Annotated in this window: 21 protein-coding genes; 15 read left to right on the top strand and 6 right to left on the bottom strand. The window is 58.2% G+C overall.

Annotated features, from left to right (window positions below):
- Positions 1–117: 117 nt before the first annotated feature.
- From QRN41_RS20235 to QRN41_RS20225, 3 genes are all read right to left on the bottom strand, one after another.
- A complete protein-coding gene (locus QRN41_RS20235) occupies positions 118–2,523 on the bottom strand; it encodes a TonB-dependent receptor (protein WP_285422061.1) in 2,406 nt (801 codons plus the stop codon).
- An 800-nt stretch (positions 2,524–3,323) separates the two neighbouring features.
- The gene (locus tag QRN41_RS20230) at positions 3,324–4,433 is read right to left on the bottom strand and encodes an MFS transporter (RefSeq protein WP_034099071.1); all 1,110 of its coding nucleotides are present in this window, start codon (positions 4,431–4,433) and stop codon (positions 3,324–3,326) included.
- Positions 4,434–4,578: 145 nt separating this feature from the next.
- The gene (locus tag QRN41_RS20225) at positions 4,579–5,502 is read right to left on the bottom strand and encodes a LysR family transcriptional regulator (protein ID WP_034099072.1); all 924 of its coding nucleotides are present in this window, start codon (positions 5,500–5,502) and stop codon (positions 4,579–4,581) included.
- A 505-nt stretch (positions 5,503–6,007) separates the two neighbouring features.
- Here QRN41_RS20225 and QRN41_RS20220 point away from each other — a divergent pair.
- A complete protein-coding gene (locus tag QRN41_RS20220; RefSeq protein WP_034099074.1) occupies positions 6,008–7,384 on the top strand; it encodes an MFS family transporter in 1,377 nt (458 codons plus the stop codon).
- Between the two features lie 62 nt (positions 7,385–7,446).
- On the opposite strand, the gene QRN41_RS20215 is transcribed toward QRN41_RS20220, so the two are convergent.
- The 3 genes from QRN41_RS20215 to QRN41_RS20205 all read right to left on the bottom strand — a co-directional run bounded on the left by QRN41_RS20215 (position 7,447) and on the right by QRN41_RS20205 (position 10,939).
- Positions 7,447–8,901 (bottom strand): alanine/glycine:cation symporter family protein, encoded by a 1,455-nt coding sequence (locus QRN41_RS20215; RefSeq protein WP_167418470.1) that lies wholly within the window; start codon positions 8,899–8,901, stop codon positions 7,447–7,449.
- A gap of 166 nt (positions 8,902–9,067) precedes the next feature.
- Positions 9,068–9,886, bottom strand: coding sequence for an alpha/beta fold hydrolase (locus QRN41_RS20210; RefSeq protein ID WP_034099078.1), 819 nt, complete (start codon positions 9,884–9,886; stop codon positions 9,068–9,070).
- Between the two features lie 159 nt (positions 9,887–10,045).
- Positions 10,046–10,939, bottom strand: coding sequence for a LysR family transcriptional regulator (locus tag QRN41_RS20205; protein ID WP_034099080.1), 894 nt, complete (start codon positions 10,937–10,939; stop codon positions 10,046–10,048).
- 105 nt (positions 10,940–11,044) lie between these two features.
- Here QRN41_RS20205 and QRN41_RS20200 point away from each other — a divergent pair, with 105 nt between their 5' ends.
- From QRN41_RS20200 to QRN41_RS20135, 14 genes are all read left to right on the top strand, one after another.
- Positions 11,045–11,710, top strand: coding sequence for an RraA family protein (locus QRN41_RS20200; RefSeq protein WP_034099082.1), 666 nt, complete (start codon positions 11,045–11,047; stop codon positions 11,708–11,710).
- Positions 11,710–12,372, top strand: a complete 663-nt coding sequence (locus QRN41_RS20195) for an RraA family protein (protein ID WP_034099083.1) — start codon at positions 11,710–11,712, stop codon at positions 12,370–12,372. The genes QRN41_RS20200 and QRN41_RS20195 overlap by 1 nt, the downstream gene beginning before the upstream one ends.
- Complete coding sequence (locus tag QRN41_RS20190; protein ID WP_167418471.1) at positions 12,372–13,010, top strand: RraA family protein; 639 nt, start codon at positions 12,372–12,374, stop codon at positions 13,008–13,010. The genes QRN41_RS20195 and QRN41_RS20190 overlap by 1 nt, the downstream gene beginning before the upstream one ends.
- A complete protein-coding gene (locus QRN41_RS20185) occupies positions 13,007–14,221 on the top strand; it encodes a pyridoxal phosphate-dependent aminotransferase (protein WP_034114369.1) in 1,215 nt (404 codons plus the stop codon). The genes QRN41_RS20190 and QRN41_RS20185 overlap by 4 nt, the downstream gene beginning before the upstream one ends.
- Before the next feature lie 173 nt (positions 14,222–14,394).
- On the top strand, positions 14,395–14,934 hold the full coding sequence (locus QRN41_RS20180) for a thiamine pyrophosphate-binding protein (RefSeq protein WP_003442221.1): 540 nt from the start codon (positions 14,395–14,397) through the stop codon (positions 14,932–14,934).
- Complete coding sequence (locus QRN41_RS20175) at positions 14,922–15,518, top strand: thiamine pyrophosphate-dependent enzyme (protein WP_167418472.1); 597 nt, start codon at positions 14,922–14,924, stop codon at positions 15,516–15,518. The genes QRN41_RS20180 and QRN41_RS20175 overlap by 13 nt, the downstream gene beginning before the upstream one ends.
- Before the next feature lie 66 nt (positions 15,519–15,584).
- Positions 15,585–16,748 (top strand): acyl-CoA dehydrogenase family protein, encoded by a 1,164-nt coding sequence (locus QRN41_RS20170; protein WP_034099092.1) that lies wholly within the window; start codon positions 15,585–15,587, stop codon positions 16,746–16,748.
- Positions 16,749–16,822: 74 nt separating this feature from the next.
- On the top strand, positions 16,823–18,025 hold the full coding sequence (locus QRN41_RS20165) for a CaiB/BaiF CoA transferase family protein (RefSeq protein WP_034099094.1): 1,203 nt from the start codon (positions 16,823–16,825) through the stop codon (positions 18,023–18,025).
- A gap of 63 nt (positions 18,026–18,088) precedes the next feature.
- Positions 18,089–18,838 (top strand): electron transfer flavoprotein subunit beta/FixA family protein, encoded by a 750-nt coding sequence (locus QRN41_RS20160; protein WP_167418473.1) that lies wholly within the window; start codon positions 18,089–18,091, stop codon positions 18,836–18,838.
- A gap of 16 nt (positions 18,839–18,854) precedes the next feature.
- The gene (locus tag QRN41_RS20155) at positions 18,855–19,784 is read left to right on the top strand and encodes an electron transfer flavoprotein subunit alpha/FixB family protein (protein ID WP_167418474.1); all 930 of its coding nucleotides are present in this window, start codon (positions 18,855–18,857) and stop codon (positions 19,782–19,784) included.
- A gap of 25 nt (positions 19,785–19,809) precedes the next feature.
- A complete protein-coding gene (locus QRN41_RS20150; RefSeq protein ID WP_167418475.1) occupies positions 19,810–20,655 on the top strand; it encodes an HTD2 family dehydratase in 846 nt (281 codons plus the stop codon).
- On the top strand, positions 20,652–21,467 hold the full coding sequence (locus QRN41_RS20145) for an HpcH/HpaI aldolase/citrate lyase family protein (RefSeq protein WP_167418476.1): 816 nt from the start codon (positions 20,652–20,654) through the stop codon (positions 21,465–21,467). The genes QRN41_RS20150 and QRN41_RS20145 overlap by 4 nt, the downstream gene beginning before the upstream one ends.
- 61 nt (positions 21,468–21,528) lie before the next feature.
- Positions 21,529–22,920 carry an aldehyde dehydrogenase family protein gene (locus QRN41_RS20140; protein ID WP_167418477.1) on the top strand — a complete coding sequence of 464 codons (1,392 nt, stop codon included), beginning with the start codon at positions 21,529–21,531 and terminating at the stop codon, positions 22,918–22,920.
- Between the two features lie 95 nt (positions 22,921–23,015).
- Entirely contained in the window at positions 23,016–23,930 is a 915-nt protein-coding gene (locus QRN41_RS20135) for a transporter substrate-binding domain-containing protein (protein WP_034099846.1), read from the top strand.
- Positions 23,931–24,091: the final 161 nt, after the last annotated feature.

Genomic DNA, 24,091 nt, shown 5'->3' with positions numbered 1-24,091 from the left:
CAGATGGCACCGATTGTGAGCAGAACAGTGCCAGTAACACGCCGGGGAGGAGCGCTCGGTCAGGCAGTCCGACGGCGCTTACCCTTTTGCTTAACCCGTTGCAGCCCGCGCCGGGCGTTAAAAGTCGACGGTAGCCGACAGCAGATACGTCCGCGGTGTCGACAGGGTCAGCCCCGGCTCGCTGTCGTCCGAAGCGCCTGCCGAGCTCCAGTAGCGTTTGTCGGCGACGTTCTCCACGTTGGCGCGCAGGGTGATGTGTTTGTCGTCCACCTTGAATGCGTAACGGGCGCCGACGTCGATGCGGTTCCAGGCGTCGATTTCCTTGACGTTGGACTGGTCCAGGTACTGGGAACTGGAGTGGATGCCGCGGGTAGTCAGGGTCAGGCCTTCGAGGGTCGGTACGTCCCATTCGGCCCCGAGGTTGACGTTGTACTTGGGCGTGGCCGGCGCACGGTTACCGTCGAAGGTGCCGTTAGTGGTGTTTTTCAGTTCGCTGTCGATATACATCACGCCGCCCAGCAGGCGAACGCCCTTGAGCGGCTCGCCGAACACACTCAGCTCCACCCCGTCGTTCTGGCGCTTGCCATTGGGACCGAACACGCGGGTGGTGGCGTTGGTTTCGTAGGCCGGCTGCTTGATGCGAAACACGGCGGCGGTCACCGCGAAGGCACCGGCGTCGTACTTGGCGCCCACTTCCACTTGGCGGCTGATGAACGGCGCGAAGATCTGATCTTCATTGACCGAGGTGGATGGCGCGATCTTGCCCTGGCTCAGCCCTTCCATGTAGTTGGCATACAGCGACAGTTTGTCGGTGGCTTTGAACAACAGACCGCCCGAGGGCGAGATTTTTTCTTCGTCGTAGGCGGTGTCGCCTTTGACACCATTGCTCCAGTCGTCGACCTTGACCCGCTGCCAGCGCGCACCGAGGGTGAGCAACAGGCGATCATCGAAAAAGCCCAGGGTGTCGGACAACGCCAGGCCGCTGAACTTGTTTTCGGTGTAGACCTTGGCGTCCTGGCGCGTAGGCGTCGAAGGTGTCGGCGTTTGCACCGGGTCGTACAGGTTGCTCGGTGCCGCCGCATAACGCGCGCCGCCATTGGTGAAGTCCATATAGAAGTAGCTGGCCGCCAGGTTGACCTCGTGGCTCACCGGCCCGGTGTGGAACCAGTTGCGCACGCCGGCGGTGGCGGTGCGTACGTTTTCATCGCGGGTAAAATCCCGAGGCTGCACGCTGAAGGCACCGGCCGCGTTGGTGACGGACACCGCGTGGCGCAGGAAGTCGTGGCTGCTTTTGCGCACGCCGACGCCGCCATAGAGCATCACGTTATCGCTCAGATCGAACTCGCCGTTGAACGTGCCGAACGTGTCGTTGGTGCGTGCCTTGCTCCAGGATTGCGCATAGTTGCGGCGCACATCGCTGGCCCGGGGCACCGGCGCGGCGGCGGCGACTTGCACGCGCTCCTGGGGCGCGTCGGTGTCGCGTTCGGTGTGGCCGATATCGGTGGAGAGGCGCAGGCGCTCGCCGCGGAAGTCCAGACCGAGCACGGCCATTTCACGGTCGACGCTTTGGTGATCCCACTCGGTATCACCGGACTGCTTCACGCCGTTGAAGCGCAGGCCGAACTGGTTATCCTCGCCAAAGCGCCGGCCCACATCCACCGCGCCGCCGGCCTGGCTGTCGGAGGCCCAGGTGCCGGTGAACGAGGTGATGTCCTTGTCGGTGGCGCGCTTGGGCACCACGTTGATACCGCCGCCCACGCTGCCTCGCGGCGAGATGCCGTTGATCAACTGGGTCGGCCCCTTGAGGATGTCGACGCGGTCGGCCATTTCCATATCGATGCTGTAGGTCGGCAGTACGCCGTACAGACCGTTGTAAGCCACATCGCTGTTGAACAGGCTGAAGCCACGGATGGTGAATTGCTCATAGCGCCCACCGGCCGGGTTGGTGGCGCGTACCGAGGGGTCATTGGCGATCAGGTCGCCCAAGGTGCGCGCCTGCTGGTTTTTTACGGTGTCCTGGGTGTAGGTGGTGATGCTGAAGGGCGTCTCCATAAAGTCGCGGGTGCCCAGCAAGCCCTGGGAGCCACGTCGCGCCACCTGGCCGCCGGCATAGCTGTCGCCGTCATACAGGCCGGTGGTGCCGAGGATGGAAGTGGGCGCCAGTTCAAGGCTGCTGCCATCCGGCTGGGGCACCAGCATGTAGGCCTGCTCGCCCATGGGTTGCAGCTGCAGGCCGGAGCCTTGCAGCAGGCGCGCAAAGCCCTCTTCCACACCATATTCGCCGGTCAGGCCTTGGCTGCTACGCCCGCTGACCAACGCCGGGTCCACCGACAGATTGACCCCCGCCAGCCCGGCAAACCGGGTCAACGCCGCGCTCAGGCTGCCGGCCGGCACCTGGTAGCTGCGGCGCGGCGCGCTGTCTTCGGCATAGCTGACGGGGACGAACAACGGGCTGGTACTCAGGCTCAGCAGCAAACTCAGTTTCAGCAACGGGCGCAAGCGCAAGGGGCGGACGACGGGCATTGGGGAAGCTCTCGATTATGTTCACTTGCCTGGAATGACAGGCGAGGTGAAAAAAAGGGACAGGCTTCACCCCTATTTTTTGTCGATGGCTATGCGCGCCATAAAAAGGATCAGGCGGGAAATCCGCGGTGAACATGCCTCATCGCCAATATTTTGTCTTCGCCTAACAGACTTCGCGTCAGCAGCGGATCTCAAAACCGCCGCCAGCAGTTTATGAGCCAACCTACTGCTCTGCCCCCACAACGACAGCACCGTCGGAGCGCTTCTCGCTAAAGCCGCCGACGCGATGTACCAAGCCACACCAAGCAGTGGAGACACCTGCCGTTTCAGTCGAGTACGCCGGCTAGCCGATCAGGGTTGTACAGGGCACAGGGGACGCTTTGATTGGCTTATCCATTGCCGTTGCGTAGCGCATGGGCGTGAGCACGGGTGGCAGTCGTGGGATATTTTTTGGGCATGAAAAAGCCCAACCTGGGTAGATTGGGCTAAGTCATTGAATGATATGGTCGGGACGGAGTGATTCGAACACTCGACCCCTAGCACCCCATCTCCTTTTTCATACTTCTTGAAAGACTCCAAAATTTTACTCTGGATTTCTCCAAGCTAGTGTTTACTTGAGTTCCAGAGGTGTTCTGCTCTACGAGAGTCCAGGAACGTCCATCAAGAGCCGCCGTTTTTGTGGGGGGAAAAGTAGGGGTAACTCATTTTATGGCCAAAATCACCATCAAAGAACTTGAATCGCTGATCTCTGAAGATGCCAGCCGAATCCTTAGGGAAGATGACAATCAGCGCTGTTCTTTTCATACCAGTCGAATGAGCAGCAAGACCAAGAGCACGTTCAATACAGCCAGCACACTCAGTCCCGCAAGCACACCGCCAGCGCCCCAGGTCTGCAACAGGTAACCGCCTGCAAGGGGGGTCAAGGCTTGTCCTATGAGCGAAGGCCGAGCCATGCGTCCCATCAGCAAAACATAATGGGTGGGCGACATGAGGGCCAATGGCAGAAGTCCTCGAACGATCGCCCGCAAACCATTACCCGCGCCATAGATCACCAACCCCAGGGCAGTCATTGCCGGTGCGATGGTCACAAACAGCAGACCAATTGCCACGAATATCACGGAGATCAACGTCGTCCAGATTGGGTGTCGCTTACGCGAAAACACCTGTAGAACACGTGATCCTACCTGGCTCGGCCCCAGCAATGCGCTCAGTCCGACGGCGGCTGCAAGCGAGTAACCCTGCCCCTGCAACAATGAAATGAGCTGGACCGACATCGCCGTCATGATCACTGCACCCAAAGCAAAAATCAGCGTAAGCAACAAGTAGATCCGCCGGTCGATTGAGAAACTTTCGCCACCCACTGCCTGACTTTTTATGAGTGGTCCCGTGCCCCGTGCCAGCACCCAGAAATAAAGCGGCGCCACGACAATGACCAATAACACTCCATAAGCCACGCACGTCGTGCGCCAACCAACGTGTTCGATGACCAACGCAACCGCGGGCCATGACAGTGTTGTAGCAAACCCAGACACAAGCGTGATGCCCGTAATCGCACTGCCCGCTCGCTCCCCATAGAGAGAACCTAAAGCGGCGAATAGCGCTTCATACAACCCCAGCGCCATACCGACACCTATTACAGCCCAAGACAAAAAAAACATCGGCAACGAGGTCGAACTGGCCATCAGAAACAACCCGATGGCGACGCCCAGACCGCTACTGGCCAGAATAGGGCGACCGCCGTACTGGCCAATAAGCTGGCTGGTCAACGGCGCCAGCAACGCGGAAACCAGAATGCTCAGAGACAGTGCGCCATACACCCATTGGCTGGCCCAGCCGGTTTCTTTCATGATCGGATCGGCCATGACGGCCATCAGGAAGAACGAGCCTCCCCAGACCAGAACCTGCAGCATCCCCAAAATAAAAATGCCGAATACGCCAGGCAGTCGCGTTTGTTGATTCAAGACGATGTCATCAGTGGTGAGAAAGGCGGATAGCGTGACTAGCTGAGCAATTACGTTTAAACGAACGATTCACCTAGCCAACGAATCCATTGGCTCAAAGCATGTGCCCAGCCCAAATCTTACGATTGACCAGGTCGGCAGCAATTTCGATGAAGGCATCCCCGACGAATTTGGCAGCCGGACTGACACGCCTGTCGGCAGGAAAAACCTGAACAAGTTTGCGCATGGGAATGGGGTCAATCAAGGGAGCGGCACTGAGCACGCCAGCTTCGATTTGGGCGTAAATCGATGCCAAAGGCAAAGCGGTCAAACCGAACCCATTGCAGACCAAGGCAATCATCGCGCCAAAGGAATCCGCTTCGACACTGGTCTTGAGCTTGATCCCGACTTCACGCGCACAATCATCCAGAATCACGCGAAGGCTATGCCGAGCACTTGGCAACACCAATAGCTGCTCTGCCAAAGACTCGAACGACACCGGTGTATCAAGACGCAGGTTGGCGCTGGCGGGGCCGACCAGCAGCAGATTTTCCATCATCACCGGCACGATACGCAGCGTATGCAGGGGTTGGGGATCGTAAGAAATCGCCAGTTCCAATTCGCCACGCTGAACCCAATCCAGCAGATAGCCGCTGAAGGCCGAGGAAAACCTGACGGCAAGATTCGGATGCGCCTCTTTGATTTTGCGCACTAGAGGAACGGTGACGATTTCCGCTACCGTCGGCGTCGTACCGATGACGACCGTTCCCCGAAAAGAGGTCTTTCCGCCCACCACAGAACTTCGAATGGACTCCATTTCTTCCATGATTCGAGTGGCATGCGCCAAGACTTCACGGCCGGCATCGGTAATTTCCATGCCTCGTCCATGCCGATCAAAAAGGTAGGCCCCGAGTTCCTTTTCCAACAGACGAATTTGCCTACTCAGTGCCGGTTGTGCGATGTGAAGCCGGTCGGAGGCCTTGCTGAGACTGCCAAGCTCGGCCACATGAATTAGGGTCTTGAGTTGAACGACATCCATTACCTGGCCAGTCAAAGTCGGGCTCGGCGCGAAATGCGTCGAAAGTAGTATGAGTGTAAACGCATTAGCGTTCCTTGGAATGCCACAGGGCCCGCGCCGCATGGGGCCTTGCGACTTTCGAGCCGGCTGTATCCCCCAGCCCGCACGGGTTGCAAGGCAAGCTATAAAATTTCGGTATATCAGTTAGGCCTGGCTGACGGCTTATTACCCTCGTCACTCTGCGGTAGCGTGCAATCAACGTCGACGCCAAGAGCGCTCGACTGACTACAAGAATAAGATTCGAGGGCTTACGTCATGATTTACTGCATTTCTCGTTACCTGACCGACCCGCCTTACACAGTCAGCAAGCAGCTGACCTCTCATATACATCCCCCCTCTTCATGTGCCTTGGTCGTCAAAGGATCACTGCAACTGCGTTAAGCCCATCAACCCATCGAGCTTGCAACGTCGGACACGCATCAGCGTGCGCCTCGTATCGTCTCGCCTTGAAAAAAGGGTGAACAGAATGTCTGCATCAACCAGCGACTCAACACTCCACACTGAAAAGTCCGATCAGATAAAAAGTCCGAATCGCGTCAGAGCCATCATGGGTGCCTGCTCGGGCAATTTGGTGGAGTGGTACGACTTTTTCATTTACGCCTATACCGCCATCTATTTTGCGAGCTCGTTTTTCCCCAAAGGCGACACCACCAGTCAGTTGCTCGCAACCGCCGGCGTCTTCGCCGTCGGCTTTTTCATGCGGCCTCTCGGCGGCTGGATTTTCGGCTGGATTGCCGACACTCGCGGCCGCAAGGTCTCGATGATTATCTCGGTTTTTATGATGTGCGCCGGCTCCCTGCTGATTGCCGTCATGCCGACCTATGAAACCATTGGTGTGGCGGCGCCAGTTTTGCTTGTCGTCGCGAGGTTGATTCAAGGGCTGTCAGTCGGCGCGGAGTACGGCACCGGTGCCACCTACATCAGTGAGATCGCTACACCTGGGCGTCGCTGTTTCTATGGCTCGTTCCAGTACTTCACCATCATTGCCGGTCAGCTCATGGCATTGATGACTGTGGTCATTCTCCAGCAAACCCTCACCGGCGAAGAATTGCGCGAATGGGGCTGGAGGATTCCGTTCTTCATCGGTGCCCTGAGCTCAATCGTGGTGGTGTATCTGCGCCGCGCCATGCATGAAACCGCCACCAAGAAAGACATGAGCCGCAAAGACGCCGGCTCGCTACGCGGCATGTTCAAGCACAAACGGGCGGTCGCGCTGGTGGTAGCGTTTACCATCGGTGGTTCTTTGTACTTCTACACCTTCACCACCTATATGCAGAAGTTCCTGGTGATCTCAGCCGGTTTCAGCCCGGAAACGGTTAGTTTCATCATGACCGCGGCCCTGGTCGGTTTCATGTTCTGCCAGCCACTGTTCGGCTTGCTGGCGGACCGTATCGGGATCAAGGCGCACATGCTGATGTTTTCCGGGTTGGCGATGCTGTTGGTGATTCCCCTGCTCTATTCACTGCAATCGGTCAGCAGCCCGTTTACGGCGTTCCTGCTGGTGTTTGGTGGCCTGGCCATTGCGTCGCTCTACACCCCGATTGCCGGGATCGTCAAAGCTGAACTGTTCCCACCTGCGGTACGCGCATTGGGCGTAGGCTTTCCGTATGCCATCGGCAATGCGGCATTCGGCGGCACCGCCGAATACGTCGCCTTGTCGCTCCGGTCCCAAGGCATTGAGGAATATTTCTTCTTCTATGTCGCGGCCGTCGTGACCATCACTTTCATCGCCGCGATGCTGATGCCGAATCTTTCGCGCTATGGATACATCAGCGGTTCCGGTGAGATCGAAGAGCGCACCGGTTTGAAGGGTTGCGCAAAGTCACACGCTGCGAGCGTTTGAAGCACTGACGATTACAGCAGGTATTTGAAAAGGGCCCATGAGATCCATGGGCCCTTTTTGCATCACTGGGTAGCAGATGCAGGTGCAACTTGAGTGACAGTTTCGGCGAGGACGTTGGCCGCGTGCTCCCGGTTCGGCCATGCATGCAAATCAAGATCAAGATCCTTGAACTGACTTGAATCGAAGACAGGCGTTTTGATGCCGGCTTTGCGTTGCTGGTCATAGTCGCGCAGCAAGCGCATGCCGACATTGAACAACAGCGCCAGGGCGATCAGATTCACGAAGGCCAGCAGCGTCATGGTGATATCGGCAAAAGCGAACACAGTGCCCAGATTTTGTACGGCCCCCCAAAGGATCAGCAGCAGCACCAAACCACGATAGACAATGACTGCAGCGCGCTTGTCGCCCAGCAGCAAGCGCAGGTTATTCTCGCCCAGGTAGTAGTTGTAGAGGATCGACGTGAAGACAAACAGCGCCAACGCCACGCTGATGAAGGTGCGTCCCCAATCTCCGACCACTGCCGCCAACGCGTTCTGAGTCAGCACCAGGCCATCGCCTTCAAAACTAGCCGTGTAAAAGCCTGACAGCAGAATCAGCAGCGCCGTACAGGTACAGATCACAAAGGTATCGAGAAAAACGCTGAAGGCCTGAACCACCCCTTGAGCCGCCGGGTGATCCACTTTCGCCACCGCGGCTACGTTGGGAGCACTCCCCAGTCCCGCCTCGTTGGCAAACACCCCACGTTTGACGCCCATGACAATGGCACTGCCGACCAGGCCGGCAAACGCCTGATCCAGGCCGAAAGCACTTTTGAAGATGGTCATCAGCATTCCGGGAACATGATCAAACTGGAGCACGATCACATAAACGGTCACGCCAATGTAAGCCAGCGTTTTGACCGGCACCAGCAGGTCCGAGACCGCGGCGATGCGCTTGATGCCGCCCATGAACACCAGGCCAAGCAATATGGCAATCGTAATTCCGGAGTAGGTCGTAGAGAAACCGAACGCATTATTCAGCGAGTGAGTCACGGCATGGGATTGCAGTCCGTTGAAGGCGAAACCAAAGGTCACCAATAGCAGTAACGCCATGACCTTGCCCAGCCAGGGTTGTTTCAGTCCGTACTGGATGTAATACGACGGCCCGCCGCGGAACTGTCCGTTAGCATCACACCGTTTGTACAACTGCCCCAGGCTGCACTCAAAGAAGCTGGTGGACATGCCCACCAGCGCGGTAACCCACATCCAGAACACCGCGCCCGGGCCGCCCAACGTTACCGCCAACCCGACACCGGCGATATTGCCCGCACCTACGCGCCCCGCCAGGCTAAGCATCAATGCCTGGAATGAGCTGATCTGCCCGGCACTCTTTTGCACGCTATCGCGGAAGGCGCCGAACATATGCAGAAAATGGCGGAACTGGACAAAGCGTGAACGCACCGTGAAGTAGCCGCCCAGGCCTACGATGAGCACGATCAGAAGCTTGCCGGAGAGAAAATCATTAATGACATCAAGCATGGGTCGAACCTCTTGTTTTTATAGGTACACGGATTTCAGGCACGCACGCGCCTGCACAAGTCGCCGCCCGAAGGCAGGAGAAGTGACTGAATCAGCTTTTGAATTTCAACTTCGTGGCCTGGCCAGGCTCCCGCGAATGATCAGGAAGCCCTCAGGACGACCGGGTTTACCCGGTAAGGCTGCTCACCTGGAAATCGGCGATCTGTTGCCACATCGCGATGGGGTTGGAATACATCGGGAAATGCCCGCAATCAGGAATGGGGGCCAGCCGGACACCTTCGGCCTGGATATGCGGCAGATAGGACAGTGACGCGTTCTGCTCGCCGTACATGAACATTCGTGGGCATTTCAAGCCGAGGAATTTGCTCATCAGATCGGCATTATCGGAAAGATCTACCATCGACTGGAATATCCCCCGCACCGCACCGGCACGCACCTTGTGCCGCAAGCTCGCGGAATAGAGTGCACTGGCATAGGCAGGGGCGTGTCGGGCACGTTCGATGAAGGCGGCGAAAAACACCTCGGGATCGTTGCTCGGATAGTCGATGATCTGCCGGCTGAGGAAGCAGTCTTCCGGGGCGATATTGCCCTCGATATCGACGAAACTGAGCACCCGGTCCGGGAACTGATGCGCCAGCATCAATGCGGTCAGACCGCCCATGGAATGGCCGACCAGATGGAAGCGTTCGATGCCGAAATGTGCCAGCACCTGCAGCGCTGTCTGCAGCACAAAGGGAATGGAAATCCTGGAAAGATCATCGCACTGGCTTTCACCACAACCCGGTGCGTCGTAAGCCACGAAAGGGTGACCGGCGAACGCGGGCTGCTGCACGATGTCGGCATAGTCCTCCTTGGTCGAACCAAAACCATGCAGGAACACGATCGGCGCAAGGACGCCGTCGCGATGGATGGCGGCCACGTTCAGTTGGACACCCTCCACCGTCAGAGGGAGTTGCACATGAGTGAACGTTTCTGGAGAAGACACGTTGTTGACTCCTTGAACGAAAAGGTAGCGCCGAACTTGGGTTGCCGGCAGCCAGACTCGCAATTTCAAGGGAATCGAGCCTTCTGTAAATTCCTAATACGGGAAGGCTCTCATACGCCAAACCTATCACTCCTGTTCACGCACAGGGCCTTGCTCGACTCACACACGGGACTGGAGTCGGGTGACCAGCTCCTGCACCAGCGGATTGGGCCGATCTGCATTCCAGGCCACCGCTGTGGTCACGACATTGAGCTTCTGGATCAGTGCTCGAAATACCACATTGTCCGGTGCCAGTTTTTTCAGCGACGCTGGTACCAGTGCGATACCCTGGCCGCAGCTGACAAAGGCAATTTGCGAGGCGACCGAGCGCACTTCATGCAGCACGCGCGGGGAAAAACCGCTGGCGCGGCAAGTCGCAATCAGATTGTCGAAGTAGACCGGACTAACCTTTCGGGAAAACATCACCAAGGGTTCAGTGGCCAGGCTGGCCAGGCTGATTCGCGTGCGCGCCGCCAAGGGGTGATCGCTGGGCAGGGCCACAACCAGGCGGTCCTGAGTCAGCGGCAGTGATTTGATCGAGGCCCCCAGATCACCGTCCAGCCGGGCGAAGGCCAGGTCGATGTCTCCGGCTTCCAGCGCCGGCACCGCTTCGACGCTGTCGATCTCCCGTACAGACACGGTGAGGTGCGGGTAATCGCTCTTCAGTTGCTCGATCAAACCCGGCAAGACATCAAACATGGCCGTAGAAATCGCGCCGATGGTCAATATCCCCGACTGCCCCGCCACCGCCTCCTCCACGGCGAGCTCCAGCCGTTCCAATTGGTCGGCGAACTTGCGCACGGCCGGCAGAATCGCCGCTCCCACCGGGGTCAGCTTCGCACCGCGTCGCGAGCGATCAAACAGCTTGACCTTGAGCGCCTGCTCCAACACTTGGATCTGCTCGCTCAGCGGTGGCTGGGACATGCCCAAACGCTTGGCCGCACGGCCGAAGTTCTGTTCTTCGGCCACCGCCAGGAACAACCAGAGATGACGAATCAGTCGAAAATTGATCATGATTAATCCATAGGTTTAACGTATCTAACGCATCTGTGATTAGTAATATACCTATCAAATTGTCTCGCTAACACTGGGCGCCTCCGTCACCACTGAGGCTTTCCCATGATCAATAAGAGTTTGCTGGATCGCTTGGCGGCGCTGGATACCAACACGGTTTCCGATGCGCTCGACTTCATCGGCCTGCCGGGTGCCACTGTTGGGCTGCGCCCACTGTGGAACTGCCCAAAGATTGTCGGCCGCGCCAGCACCGTGCTGCTGGCTCCTAAATCCGACAACGTCCCCACTGTGCACCTGATTACCCCCGTGGTGGAACAGATCGACAGCGATGATCGTGTGCTGGTGATTGCAGGTGGAATCGAAGGCATCTCCTGCTGGGGCGATATCCTCGCCAATGCAGCGGCCAGCAAGAAAGTGCGCGGCACGGTAATCGACGGTTTCAGCCGCGACATCGACGGCAGCGAGTCGATTGGCTACCCGGTTTATGGCCGCGGGGTGACCATGATCAGTGCCCGCAATCGGGTGGTGCAGATCGATGCCGCCGTAACCATCAACGTGGCCGGCGTCGACGTCAGCGAGAACGACTATGTCATCGCCGATACCTGCGGCACCGTATTCGTGCCCTCAGCCTATATCGAGAAAGTGCTCGACCTTGGCGAGCGTATCGCCCGCCGCCAGGACGGCATGGTCGAGGCTGTCCGCAGCGGTCGCTCGGTCGCCGAAGTGATGCATGACACCCAATTCGAAGCGATCCACACGGAGCACGCCTGATGAATATCGAAGACAAAGAACTGGTCGCCTTGTTTGAAGGCCTGGACACCCCGGGTGTTTCCGATGCGCTGGACAAACTCGGCCTGCCCGGCCAATGCCTCGGTGTGGCGCCACTGGACAACTACAGCAAGGTTATCGTCGGCCCGGCGTTTACCGTGCAGTACGTCTCGGCCAGCGTACCTCCGGGTACCGTTGGCGATTTCATCGAAGACGTCGCGCCCGGCGATGTGGTGGTCATCGACAACGGCGGCCGCACTGATTGCACCGTCTGGGGCGACATCATGACCCAGTACGCCGGTACTCGGCAGATCGCTGCCACAGTCATCGACGGTGTTTGCCGTGACGTGAACAAAGCACTGGGCGATGGCTACCCGATCTTCAGCAAGGGCCGCTTCATGCGCACCGGCAAAGACCGCGTACAGGTTCAGTCGGTCAACCAGCCGGTGTCCATCGGTGCCGCCCGGGTCTGTGCCCGCGACATCGTAGTCGCCGACGCCAACGGTGTGGTCGTCGTCCCCCGGGCTCGTGCAGCTGAAGTGGCAGCGTGTGCCCGTCAGATCGAATCGGTCGAAGCCGACATTCGCGCCCTGATCGCTCAGGGCAAAACCCTTAAAGAAGCCCGCGCCGCACTGGGCTACCACAGCCTGCAGAGGAAAGTTTGATGACCATACTCCCCCTCCCCCTGGATTCTTACGCACGGGCAAAAGTGCTGGGCAGTTCGACGCTGTATGAAGCGTCCCACCTGCCTTGCGCGGTCGACAGCGCGATCCGCCCGATCTGGGACGGTGCCTTTATCTCCGCTCCCGCTTACCCTCTGGAATGCTCGCCCGGCGACAACCTCGCCCTGCACCTGGCGATGGAACGTGTGCCCCGTGGCAGCGTGCTGGTCGTAGGCACGGGCAGCTTCATCGCCGGTTATTGGGGCGAAGTGCTGACCGTGGCGGCCGAAGCGGCTGGCGTGGTCGGGCTGGTGATCGATGGTGGCGTACGCGATATTGCGGCCCTGAAGAAACGCCAGTTCCCGGTGTTCGCCCGCGGCATCTCGCTGAAAGGCACAGTCAAAGCCAGTGCGCCTTCGGTGGGGCAGCCGTTCAATTTCAATGGTGCTTTCGTGACACAGGGCGACTGGGTGGTGGCCGACGATGATGGTGTGATCATCATTCCCAAGGCGGATGCCGCACGCACCTTGGCAGAAGGTGAAGCGCGGGCGGACAAGGAAGCGCAGATGATGCAGGCGTTGACCGAGGGCCGCTCGACCCTGGAACTGATGAACCTGACTGAGTGGAGAACTCGCGCATGAGCGCCGATATCCAACGTCTGAATCAGCGTCTTGCCAATGCGCAGCCGTCCGCGACTTACCGAATCATGGATCGGGTGGCAGAGCGCCGGGCGCAAGGCGCGAAAATTATTTCGCTGTGTGCCGGCGAGCCGGATTTCGATACGCCCAAGCATGTGCGTGAAGCGGCCATTCATGCCATTGAACACGGCCACACCCGCTACACCCAGGTCGCCGGTGTACGTTCACTGCGAGAAGCAGTGGCCGCCAAGTTCCGTCGTGAGAACGGTCTGGACGTAGCCTGGCAAGACACCCTTGTCTGCAACGGTGGCAAACAGGTGATCTACAACGCCTTGGCCGCGACCCTCAATGAGGGTGACGAAGTTATCGTGCCGGCGCCGTACTGGGTCAGTTACCCGGAGATGGTTCAATTGTGTGGCGGTGAAGCCCGAATCGTTACTTGCGACGCCGACACTGGCTTCAAGCTGACGCCCTCGGCGCTGGCCGCCGCGATCACACCGCAGACCCGCTGGTTGATCCTCAATTCGCCGTCCAACCCGACCGGCGCGGTGTATAGCCGGGAAGAACTGCACGCCTTGGCTGAGGTGTTGTTGGCTCACCCTCACGTGCTGATTCTGGCCGATGACATCTACGAGCATCTGATTTTTGATGATCAAGCGTTCTACACCCTGGCCCAGGTTGAACCACGACTGGCACCTCGCACCCTGACCATGAACGGTGTGTCCAAGGCCTATGCTATGACCGGCTGGCGAATCGGTTTCGCCACAGGGCCGCGCTGGTTGCTGGAAGCCATGGAAAAACTGCAAGGTCAGCAAACCTCTGGCGCCAGCTCTGTGTCGCAACAGGCTGCGCTCGCGGCACTGGAAGGTCCCAAGGATTTCATCCGTGAAAGCCGGGTGGCATTCCAGAGTCGTCGCGATTTGATGGTGGCGCTGCTGAACGACACCCCAGGCCTTGAATGCGTCAGTCCAGCCGGGGCGTTCTACGCGTTCGCGTCCTGTGCCGGATTGATCGGGCGTACCTCAGCGGGTGGCCGGGTACTGCACACCGACGAAGATGTCGCGCATGCACTGCTCGACGAAGCGGATGTGGCCGTAGTGCATGGTAGCGCTTTTGGTCTTGGCCCTTACATTCGCATCGCCTACGCCCTGGATGAGGCTTCATTGCGCCGGGCCTGCGAGGCGATCCGTACCTTCTGCACCTCACTACGTTAATCATTTCCCTTCCCATAATGCGTGGCTATCGCCGTTGCCCGGCAGGCCACGCATTCACCCCACCTGCTATACAAAATGGGCATATCTCAAAGACAAAAACGGTAGTCGCAGTCCGCTCCCAGCACTCCCAGAATGGGTGAAAACACAAAAGCAGCACTGCTTGGGAGATTGGCATGTCAACAGAAGCTGAACACACCGTGGGACAGGATTGGCAAGAGGACGTGTTCCGCGTGCTCAAGGCCCACGACGTCAAACACGTGGTCTTCGTACCGGATGCAGGTCACTCGGCGGCCATCCGCATGTCGTATGCCGACCCGGATATCAAGGCTGTCGTCCTCACCACCGAAGAAGAAGGCATCGGCTACCTCGCCGGCGCCTGGCTGGGCGGTGAGCGCGGTGCACTCTTGATGCAGTCCAGCGGCGTCGGTAACTGCATCAACACCCTGGCACTTCAAGTCTGTGCCGGCTTCCCGCTGTTGATGGTGGTCACCATGCGCGGCGACTGGGCCGAATTCAACGCGTGGCAGAACCCGATGGGCCAGGCCACAGAAGCCTCCCTGAATCTGATGAAAGTGATGACCTGGCGCGCGGACGTCCCGGAAGACGTTGCCCCGCTGCTGCACGGTGCCGCGACCATGGCCTTCAACGGTGATTCGTCCACTGCCCTGCTGCTCGGTCAGCGCCTGATTGGAGAAAAGAAATGGGTCAAGTAAGCGCAAACCACACTCTGTGCCGCCGCGAAGTGGTCAAGGCCTTGCTGGCCGACCGCAAAGACGTGCTGGTCGTGACGGGTCTCGGTTCGGCGTCCTACGACGTCATGGCTGCCGGTGACAATGATCTGAATTATTACCTGTGGGCTGCCATGGGCAGCGCGATCACTGTGGGTCTGGGCCTGGCAAATGCGCAGCCAGACAAATCGGTGGTGGTAGTCACCGGTGACGGCGAGTTGCTCATGGGCTTCGGTGCACTGGCCACGGTAGCACTGCAAACGCCCGCCAACCTGACCATCGCGGTGCTGGATAACGGTCACTTTGGTGAAACCGGCATGCAAGTCAGCCACGCCGGTTTTGGTATTTCCCTGGACCAGGTGGCGAAGACTTGCGGCTTCAGTTGGACCGATGAAATCCGCGACATGGAAGGCGTACATGACCTGCGCGAGCGCTTTGCGAGCCGCGACGGCGTCAAGCTCGCGACGATAAAGATCAAAGCGGAAAACCCGCCACGGGTGCTGCCACCGCGCGATGGTCATTACGTCAAGAATCGCTTCCGTGCCGCCTTGGGTTTCAACCCGATCTGATTGCTCTTTGCCCGGACCCGGTCACGCAGGGCAGATGCCGTGCGTGACACGTTGAGGAGAATAATAATGACTGACCGTAACTCTGAAGAGCTCAATGCCATCCGCGAGGGCGTACGTGCTCTGTGCGCTGAATTCGATGCGGCTTACTGGCGCAAAGTCGACGAAGAAAAAGGTTTTCCGGAAACCTTCGTCAAGGCCCTGACCGATGCCGGCTGGCTGGCGGCGATGATTCCTGTCGAGTACGGCGGATCCGGCCTCGGGCTGGCCGAGGCCTCGGTGATCCTTGAAGAAGTGAACCGTTGCGGCGGCAACTCCGGCACCGTCCACGGGCAGATGTACAACATGTTCACCCTGCTACGACACGGCAGCGAGGCGCAGAAAAGCTACTACCTGCCGAAACTGGCCAGCGGTGAATTGCGCCTGCAATCGATGGGCGTCACCGAACCCACTACCGGCACCGACACCACCAAGATCAAGACCACCGCGATCAAGCGCGGCGACAAGTATGTGATCAATGGGCAGAAGGTGTGGATCTCACGAATCCAGCATTCCGACTTGATGATCCTGCTAGCGCGCACCACACCCTTGGCCGAGGTGAAGAAGAAGTCCGAGGGCATGTCGATCTTCCTTGTCGATCTGCGTGAGGCCATCGGCAATGGCATGACAGTGCAACCCATCGCCAACATGGTCAACCACGAGACCAATGAGTTGTTCTTCGACAACCTGGAGATCCCCGCAGACAGTCTGATCGGCGAGGAAGGCAAAGGCTTCCGCTACATCCTCGACGGGTTGAATGCCGAGCGCACCCTCATCGCCGCCGAATGCATCGGTGACGGTCGCTGGTTTATCGAAAAGGCCAGTGCCTATGCTCGCGACCGCGTGGTGTTTGGGCGTCCTATCGGGCAGAACCAGGGCGTGCAATTCCCCATCGCCGAAGCGCACATCGAAATCGAAGCGGCCGACCTGATGCGCTGGCGCGCCTGCGAGGAATACGACAGCGGCCTCAACGCCGGGGCCAGCGCCAACATGGCCAAGTACCTGGCGGCGAAAGCCTCCTGGGAAGCGGCTAATGCCTGCTTGCAGACCCACGGAGGCTTCGGCTTTGCCTGCGAATACGACGTCGAGCGTAAATTCCGTGAAACCCGTCTGTATCAGGTGGCGCCCATCTCCACCAACCTGATCCTGTCGTACGTTGCCGAACACCTACTTGAACTGCCACGCTCCTTTTAAAGGATCAGCGTAAAGCCCAGTGCGTCGGCCCAAGCTGGCGCGGCTGGGGAGCCATGACAAGAGAGATAATAATCATGAGCCAACCCAAAGGCATCCGTCCGCTCGATGGCATTACCGTCGTCAGCCTTGAGCATGCGATTGCAGCGCCCTTCTGCACCCGACAATTGGCCGATCTTGGCGCGCGCGTGATCAAGGTCGAACGCCCAGGCACGGGTGACTTCGCCAGAGGGTACGACCAACGCGTCAACGGTCTCGCCTCGCACTTCGTCTGGACCAATCGTTCGAAAGAAAGCCTGACCCTCGATCTGAAACAAGATTCGGCCACCGAGGTGCTGGACAGCTTGCTGGCCACTGCCGATGTCCTGGTGCAGAACCTGGCGCCGGGTGCCGCAGCACGAATGGGACTTTCATTTGAGGCTTTGCATCAGCGGTTTCCGCGCCTGATCGTTTGTGACATTTCAGGCTACGGCGCAGGCGGCCCGTATGAAAAGAAAAAAGCCTATGACCTGTTGATCCAGAGCGAAGGCGGATTCCTATCGGTCACCGGCGGACCGGGTGAGGAAGAAATGGCCAAGGCCGGTTGCTCGATTGCTGACATCTCGGCCGGCATGTACGCCTACACCGGAATTCTATCTGCCTTGCTGTTGCGTGGACGCACTGGCGAAGGTAGCCACCTCGATGTGTCGATGCTGGAAAGCCTGGTCGAGTGGATGAACTACCCGATGTACTACGCCTACGACGGCGCTACACCTCCCCCTCGCGCCGGCGCCGCGCACGCCACGATCTACCCCTATGGCCCCTTCCCTATCGGTGACGGCACCACAGTCATGCTGGGGTTGCAGAACGAACGAGAGTGGCGGCTGTTTTGCGACAAGGTACTGCTTACTCCTGAACTGGCGAAAGACGAACGCTTCTCTGCCAACTTCAAGCGCGTCGAAAACCGTCAAGCGCTGCGGGCACTCATCGTTGAATCGTTCTCCACACTCAATTTCGATGCCGTGTTTGATCGGTTAGAGCATGCGCAAATTGCGAACGCCCGGGTCAACGACATGCAAGGTGTTTGGGACCATCCGCAACTTCAGGCACGTGACCGATGGCGGGAAGTCGAAACCTCCGCCGGCACCGTCCCGAGCTTGATACCTCCCGGCAGCAACAGCGCGTTCGAGCCACGTATGGATGCCGTACCGGGCCTCGGTCAGCACACCGAACAGGTGCTCAGGGAACTGGGTCTGGGTACAGACCGTATTGAACAAATGCGCGCAGCCGGGGCGATTTAGCCTTCATCTGAAAACAAAAAACCTGCCTGCAACAATCAAAGTTTTTCGAGAGAACACTGCCCAATGAAAATGCTGGTAGCTGTGAAACGAGTGGTCGACTACAACGTCAAGGTTCGCGTTAAGGCGGACAATTCCGGCGTCGACCTCGCCAACGTGAAAATGTCGATGAACCCGTTCTGCGAGATCGCCGTGGAAGAAGCCGTACGCCTGAAAGAAAAGGGTGTTGCGACCGAAATCGTTGTCGTCTCCATCGGCCCGTCCACCGCTCAAGAGCAACTGCGCACCGCGCTGGCTCAGGGTGCCGATCGCGCCATCCTCGTCGAATCCGCCGAAGATCTGACTTCCCTGGCCGTTGCCAAGCTGCTCAAGGTTGTTGTCGACAAGGAACAGCCACAGCTGGTGATCCTTGGCAAACAAGCCATCGACAGCGACAACAACCAGACTGGCCAGATGCTCGCTGCATTGAGCGGCTACGGTCAGGGCACGTTCGCTTCGAAAGTCGAAATCAGCGGCGACAGCGTGGCTGTTACCCGTGAAATCGACGGCGGCGCGCAGACAGTTTCCCTGAAACTGCCGGCCATCGTCACCACCGACCTGCGTTTGAACGAGCCGCGCTACGCGTCGCTGCCCAACATCATGAAAGCCAAGAAGAAGCCTCTCGACGTGCTGACTGCGGACGCTTTGGGCGTTTCCACCGCCTCCACCAACAAAACCCTGAAAGTCGAAGCGCCTGCTGCACGCAGCGCGGGTATCAAGGTCAAGTCGGTGGCTGAACTGGTCGAGAAACTGAAAAACGAAGCGAAGGTGCTTTGAGCTTAGGAGCCTAATCATGACTATCTTGGTAATCGCTGAACACGACAACAAAGTAGTGGCCCCGGCCACGCTGAACACCGTGGCTGCTGCCGTCAAAATCGGCGCTGACATCCACGTTCTAGTTGCAGGCCAGGGCGCTGGCGCCGTGGCTGAAGCCGCTGCGAAAGTGGCTGGCGTGGCTAAAGTGCTGGTTGCCGACAACGCTACCTACGCTCACCAGCTGCCGGAAAACGTTGCTCCTCTGGTCGCTGAACTGGGCAAGGGCTACAGCCACATCCTGGCTGCCGCTACTTCCACCGGCAAAAACATCCTGCCACGCGTTGCCGCGCAGCTGGACGTTGACCAGATCTCCGAGATCATCGCCGTGGTCAGCGCTGACACCTTCCAGCGTCCGATCTACGCCGGTAACGCCATCGCGACCGTACAGTCCAACGCTGCAGTGAAAGTGATCACCGTGCGTGCCACCGGTTTCGACCCGGTTGCCGCTGAAGGTGGTTCGGCTGCCGTTGAATCGGTGGCTGCTGCTCACGACGCCGGTACTTCCAGCTTCGTTGGTGAAGAACTGGCCAAGTCCGATCGTCCGGAACTGACCGCTGCCAAGATCGTCGTTTCCGGCGGCCGCGGCATGCAGAACGGCGATAACTTCAAGCACCTGTACGCCCTGGCCGACAAGCTGGGCGCTGCTGTTGGCGCTTCCCGCGCGGCAGTGGACGCAGGTTTCGTACCCAACGACATGCAGGTCGGTCAGACCGGCAAGATCGTTGCTCCACAGCTGTACATCGCCGTCGGTATTTCCGGCGCGATCCAGCACTTGGCCGGCATGAAAGACTCCAAAGTGATCGTTGCGATCAACAAGGACGAAGAAGCGCCGATCTTCCAGGTGGCCGATTACGGCCTGGTGGCGGATCTTTTTGAAGCGATTCCAGAAATGGCCATCCTGGCCTGATCACTGACCGACTGGAGCAAAGAATATGAGCAGCAGTTCCGATTTTTCCGCCTGGATTGGACGACGTCAGGAAAGCCAGGACCGGATCAGTTTCACTCTGGTCAGACGCATTGCCGCGACATTGGAAGAGTCGGCTCCACAACCCGGTGAGCCACTGCCGCCCCTGTGGCACTGGGCATTTTTCCAGGAGCCGGTGGGTGCCAGCGAACTGGGGCCGGACGGCCATCCAGCGCTTGGGGGATTTTTGCCGCCGGCCCATAACCGCAATCGCATGTGGGCGGGAAGCCGAATTGAGTTTTTCCAGCCATTAAAAGTGGATGCTGAAGTGACCTGTGTATCGACCATCCTCAACGTCGAGGAGAAGCACGGTCGCACGGGTTCCTTATTGTTCGTCACAGTACGCCATGAGTTTTTCCAGGACGGCAAACGCGCCCTTCAAGACGATCAGGACATTGTTTACCGTGAACCTTCCCCGCCCAAACTGAACGGTACCGAAAAGCTACCTGAAGGCCAATGGCAGGAACGGATAGAGCCCACTCCAACCCTGCTGTTTCGCTATTCCGCAGTGACCTTCAATGGTCATCGTATTCACTATGACTGGCCGTATGTGACAGAGACCGAAGGTTATCCGGGGCTGGTGGTACATGGTCCATTGATCGCCACGTTGAATTTGCGTGCCTTTACCAAAGCGCATCCAACTGCGCGCCTGGAGCGTTTCGCATTCCGCGGAGTACGACCTCTGATTTCGCCTAAGCCTTTCCAGGTGGGCGGACGTCTAATCGAAAACGGCAAGGCACAGGTCTGGGCTGGCAATCAGGACGGCACAGCACAGATCGGAGAGATCGAGTTCAGCAATGGAGCAACGCCATGAGCAAATCAATTGTTCGCTCCGCCCTGTTTGTGCCGGCTACTCGACCAGAGCGCATCTCAAAAGCTATTGCCACCGGGGCGGATCGAGTCATCGTTGACTTGGAAGATGCCGTGCAAGAAAACCTCAAGGAGCAGGCGAGGGATAATCTCGACGCGTTCCTGAGCGAAGCCCCGGATGCACGGATTCTGGTCCGAGTGAATGCCCCGGATCACTGGGCGCATGTTGCGGATCTGGATCTTTGCCGACGCCACGCCGGCGTTATCGGAATTCTGCTACCCAAAGCAGAAAGCGCGAAACAGGTCACCACAGCTGCCGGTACCGAAAAACCGATTTGGCCAATCATCGAGAGCGCGAAGGGCTTGTCAGCACTCAACGAAATTGCCGGCACTCAAGGCGTTGAGCGGTTGTCGTTCGGTAGTCTGGATCTGGGTCTGGACCTGAACCTGACTACTGGCAGCCATGCCGCCGAAGAAATCCTTAGCCATGCGCGCTACGCCGTTTTGCTCGCCACCCGGGTTGCAGTGCTCGCTCCAGCGTTGGATGGAGTATTTCCGTCGATCCAGGACACCGCTGGGCTACTACGCGCGGTTCATTTTGCACGCGACATGGGCTTTGGTGGCGCGCTTTGTATCCATCCAACCCAAGTCGCGATCATTCATCAGGCGCTAAAACCAAGCCAGGAAGAATTGCACTGGGCGCAACGCATTATCGAAGCCGCTCGTTCAGATGAAGGCGTTTTCGTGCTGGATGGGCAAATGGTCGATGCGCCGGTCATTGGTCGCGCGCAATCCATTTTGGCTCGCGCGACCTGATTCAACACCGGCGCCGTTGCTTAGAAGCTATGAATCCATTCCCATCCTACAGGACGGTGTCATGACTAACGTTTCCAGCCTTACCCATGCCATTTCAATCAATCCCGCCAATGGTGAGCAGACCGGCCACTACCCCTTCGAATCCGCATCGGAACTGGAGGCATCACTGTCACGTGCTAACAAGGGGTTTTCCACCTGGCGTAGCCAACCCGTCGAAATGCGTTCGCAAGCACTGATCGCTTTGGCAAGGGCATTGCGCGACAACGCAGAAGCGATGGCGAAGATGATCACTCAAGAGATGGGCAAACCCAACACTCAGGCGCGCGGTGAGATTGAAAAGTGTGCGCAACTCTGTGAGTGGTACGCCGAGCACGGCCCCGCCATGCTAACCGCCGAACCCACTCAGGTTGAGGGCGGAAAGGCACGAATTGAATATCGTCCACTGGGTCCGATTCTCGCCGTGATGCCTTGGAACTTTCCGATCTGGCAGGTGCTGCGTGGCGCCGTCCCGGCGTTGATTGCCGGCAATACCTACGTCCTCAAACATGCGCCGAACGTGATGGGATGCGCCTATCTGCTACTAGACGCGTTCAAGCGCGCCGGCTTTGCTGAAGGTGTGTTCGAAGTCATCAATGTCACGCCCGACGGTGTCTCCACTGCGATAACAGACACTCGCATCGCCGCGGTCACGCTCACTGGCAGCGTCCGAGCGGGCATGGCTATTGGGGCACAGGCGGGTGCAGCTTTGAAAAAATGTGTGTTGGAACTGGGTGGCTCAGATCCCTTCATAGTGCTCAACGACGCCGACCTGGACGAAGCTGTCAAAGCCGCTGTGATTGGCCGCTACCAAAACACCGGACAAGTCTGCGCGGCGGCTAAACGCTTAATTGTCGAACAAGGCGTTGTCGAGGAGTTTACCCGCAAGTTTGTCGAATCCACCTCCAAGTTGGTCATCGGCGATCCACTGGCCACAGACACTTACATAGGGCCCATGGCCCGCTTTGATTTGCGCGATGAACTGGATCGTCAGGTCCGAGACACCCTGGAAGAAGGTGCGACCTTGTTGTTGGGAGGCAGAAAGGCCGAAGGCCCTGGCAACTACTACGAGCCTACGGTCTTTGGTGATGTCACCGACCAGATGACCTCATTCAAACAGGAATTGTTTGGGCCCGTGGCATCGATCATCACCGCGCGGGACGCCGCACATGCATTGGAACTGGCTAACGACAGTGAATTTGGGCTCGCCTCGACCATCTACACACGCAATGTCCAACTGGCCCAGAAGCTGGCCGGCGAACTGGAAACCGGAGGCGTGTTCATCAATGGCTATTGCGCAACCGACCCACGCGTCACCTTCGGCGGCGTAAAGAAAAGCGGGTTTGGCCGTGAGCTTTCGCATTTCGGTGTGCGCGAATTCTGTAATGCACAGACCGTCTGGCTGGACCGTCACTAACAACAAGCAAGTCGCCAGGCCCAGCGAAAACGTCCGCTGAGCCAAAGATGGGCGAGTCAGAAAAAGACTCGCCCCACCTTTATGAGGAGCTTTTGATGCGAGTCTTCCCTGCAATGCTGGGCGTTACGCTGACTGCGGCGTTAACCTTCACGCCAGCGATGGCTGCCGAACTTACCGGTACACTTAAAAAAATTAAGAACTCGGGGACCATAACCCTGGGGCACCGAGACTCTTCAATTCCGTTCTCCTACATCGCCGACGCTTCCGGCAAACCAGTTGGCTACTCGCATGACATCCAATTGAAAATTGTCGACGCTATCAAGCAGGAACTTGAGATGCCCGAGCTGAACGTACGGTACAACCTGGTGACGTCACAAACGCGCATCCCGCTTGTGCAAAACGGTACTGTCGATCTGGAGTGCGGTTCTACAACCAATACCGCAGAGAGGGCGCAGCAAGTCGAATTTTCAGTCGGCATCTTCGAAGCCAGCACTCGACTGTTGGTCCGAAAGGATTCGATCTACAAAGACTTTGACCATCTCAATGGCAAGAACGTAGTGACCACTGCTGGCAGCACTGCCGAACGGATGCTCAAGGTCATAAATGCCGAGAAAAAGATGAACATGAACGTCATCTCTGCCAAAGACATTGGAGAGTCTTACCAAATGCTCGAGTCCGGCCGCGCCATTGCGTTTATGCAGGACGACGCATTGCTGGCGGGCGAGATGGCCAAGGCAAAGAAACCGGAAGATTGGGTGGTGACCGGCACCCCGCAATCCAACGAAATCTATGGTTGCACAATGCGTCGGGGTGATCCGGATCTCAAAAAAGTCGTGGATGACTCGATCAAGTCACTTTTCGTCTCGGGCGAAATCAACGCCATCTACGATAAATGGTTTACTCAGCCCATCCCTCCCAAAGGCTTGAATCTCAAATTCCCCATGAGCGCAGAACTCAAAACAATCATCGCCCAACCCAACGACCAACCGGCGCCGGAAAAGGCTCTTTAACGGTCGCCCCCTTCTGCTCAAGCGACCAGGACACAGCGAGGCACTCTCCTCGCGCCATGACCTTTGTATCAGCTGAAAATTCCACCAAGAGCCAGAGCTTTTGTAGGGGTAAAAACGCCTAAAAATAAAAAGGGGTCGCGAGATAAAATCTCGCAACCCCT

It is taken from the genome of Pseudomonas sp. efr-133-TYG-23 (genome assembly GCF_030209215.1).
Lineage (GTDB): Bacteria > Pseudomonadota > Gammaproteobacteria > Pseudomonadales > Pseudomonadaceae > Aquipseudomonas > Aquipseudomonas rhodesiae.
The sequence above is the reverse complement of the archived record's forward strand: the minus strand, read 5'-3'. Positions and strand labels throughout refer to the sequence as shown.

What these genes read in the sequence shown, in the direction of transcription:
- QRN41_RS20235 (WP_285422061.1), bottom strand. Translation starts at nt 2,523, where the DNA reads ATGCCCGTCGTCCGCCCCTTGCGCTTGCGCCCGTTGCTGAAACTGAGT.
- QRN41_RS20230 (WP_034099071.1), bottom strand. Translation starts at nt 4,433, where the DNA reads ATGCTGCAGGTTCTGGTCTGGGGAGGCTCGTTCTTCCTGATGGCCGTC.
- QRN41_RS20225 (WP_034099072.1), bottom strand. Translation starts at nt 5,502, where the DNA reads ATGGATGTCGTTCAACTCAAGACCCTAATTCATGTGGCCGAGCTTGGC.
- QRN41_RS20220 (WP_034099074.1), top strand. Translation starts at nt 6,008, where the DNA reads ATGTCTGCATCAACCAGCGACTCAACACTCCACACTGAAAAGTCCGAT.
- QRN41_RS20215 (WP_167418470.1), bottom strand. Translation starts at nt 8,901, where the DNA reads ATGCTTGATGTCATTAATGATTTTCTCTCCGGCAAGCTTCTGATCGTG.
- QRN41_RS20205 (WP_034099080.1), bottom strand. Translation starts at nt 10,939, where the DNA reads ATGATCAATTTTCGACTGATTCGTCATCTCTGGTTGTTCCTGGCGGTG.
- QRN41_RS20200 (WP_034099082.1), top strand. Translation starts at nt 11,045, where the DNA reads ATGATCAATAAGAGTTTGCTGGATCGCTTGGCGGCGCTGGATACCAAC.
- QRN41_RS20195 (WP_034099083.1), top strand. Translation starts at nt 11,710, where the DNA reads ATGAATATCGAAGACAAAGAACTGGTCGCCTTGTTTGAAGGCCTGGAC.
- QRN41_RS20190 (WP_167418471.1), top strand. Translation starts at nt 12,372, where the DNA reads ATGACCATACTCCCCCTCCCCCTGGATTCTTACGCACGGGCAAAAGTG.
- QRN41_RS20185 (WP_034114369.1), top strand. Translation starts at nt 13,007, where the DNA reads ATGAGCGCCGATATCCAACGTCTGAATCAGCGTCTTGCCAATGCGCAG.
- QRN41_RS20180 (WP_003442221.1), top strand. Translation starts at nt 14,395, where the DNA reads ATGTCAACAGAAGCTGAACACACCGTGGGACAGGATTGGCAAGAGGAC.
- QRN41_RS20175 (WP_167418472.1), top strand. Translation starts at nt 14,922, where the DNA reads ATGGGTCAAGTAAGCGCAAACCACACTCTGTGCCGCCGCGAAGTGGTC.
- QRN41_RS20170 (WP_034099092.1), top strand. Translation starts at nt 15,585, where the DNA reads ATGACTGACCGTAACTCTGAAGAGCTCAATGCCATCCGCGAGGGCGTA.
- QRN41_RS20165 (WP_034099094.1), top strand. Translation starts at nt 16,823, where the DNA reads ATGAGCCAACCCAAAGGCATCCGTCCGCTCGATGGCATTACCGTCGTC.
- QRN41_RS20160 (WP_167418473.1), top strand. Translation starts at nt 18,089, where the DNA reads ATGAAAATGCTGGTAGCTGTGAAACGAGTGGTCGACTACAACGTCAAG.
- QRN41_RS20155 (WP_167418474.1), top strand. Translation starts at nt 18,855, where the DNA reads ATGACTATCTTGGTAATCGCTGAACACGACAACAAAGTAGTGGCCCCG.
- QRN41_RS20150 (WP_167418475.1), top strand. Translation starts at nt 19,810, where the DNA reads ATGAGCAGCAGTTCCGATTTTTCCGCCTGGATTGGACGACGTCAGGAA.
- QRN41_RS20145 (WP_167418476.1), top strand. Translation starts at nt 20,652, where the DNA reads ATGAGCAAATCAATTGTTCGCTCCGCCCTGTTTGTGCCGGCTACTCGA.
- QRN41_RS20140 (WP_167418477.1), top strand. Translation starts at nt 21,529, where the DNA reads ATGACTAACGTTTCCAGCCTTACCCATGCCATTTCAATCAATCCCGCC.
- QRN41_RS20135 (WP_034099846.1), top strand. Translation starts at nt 23,016, where the DNA reads ATGCGAGTCTTCCCTGCAATGCTGGGCGTTACGCTGACTGCGGCGTTA.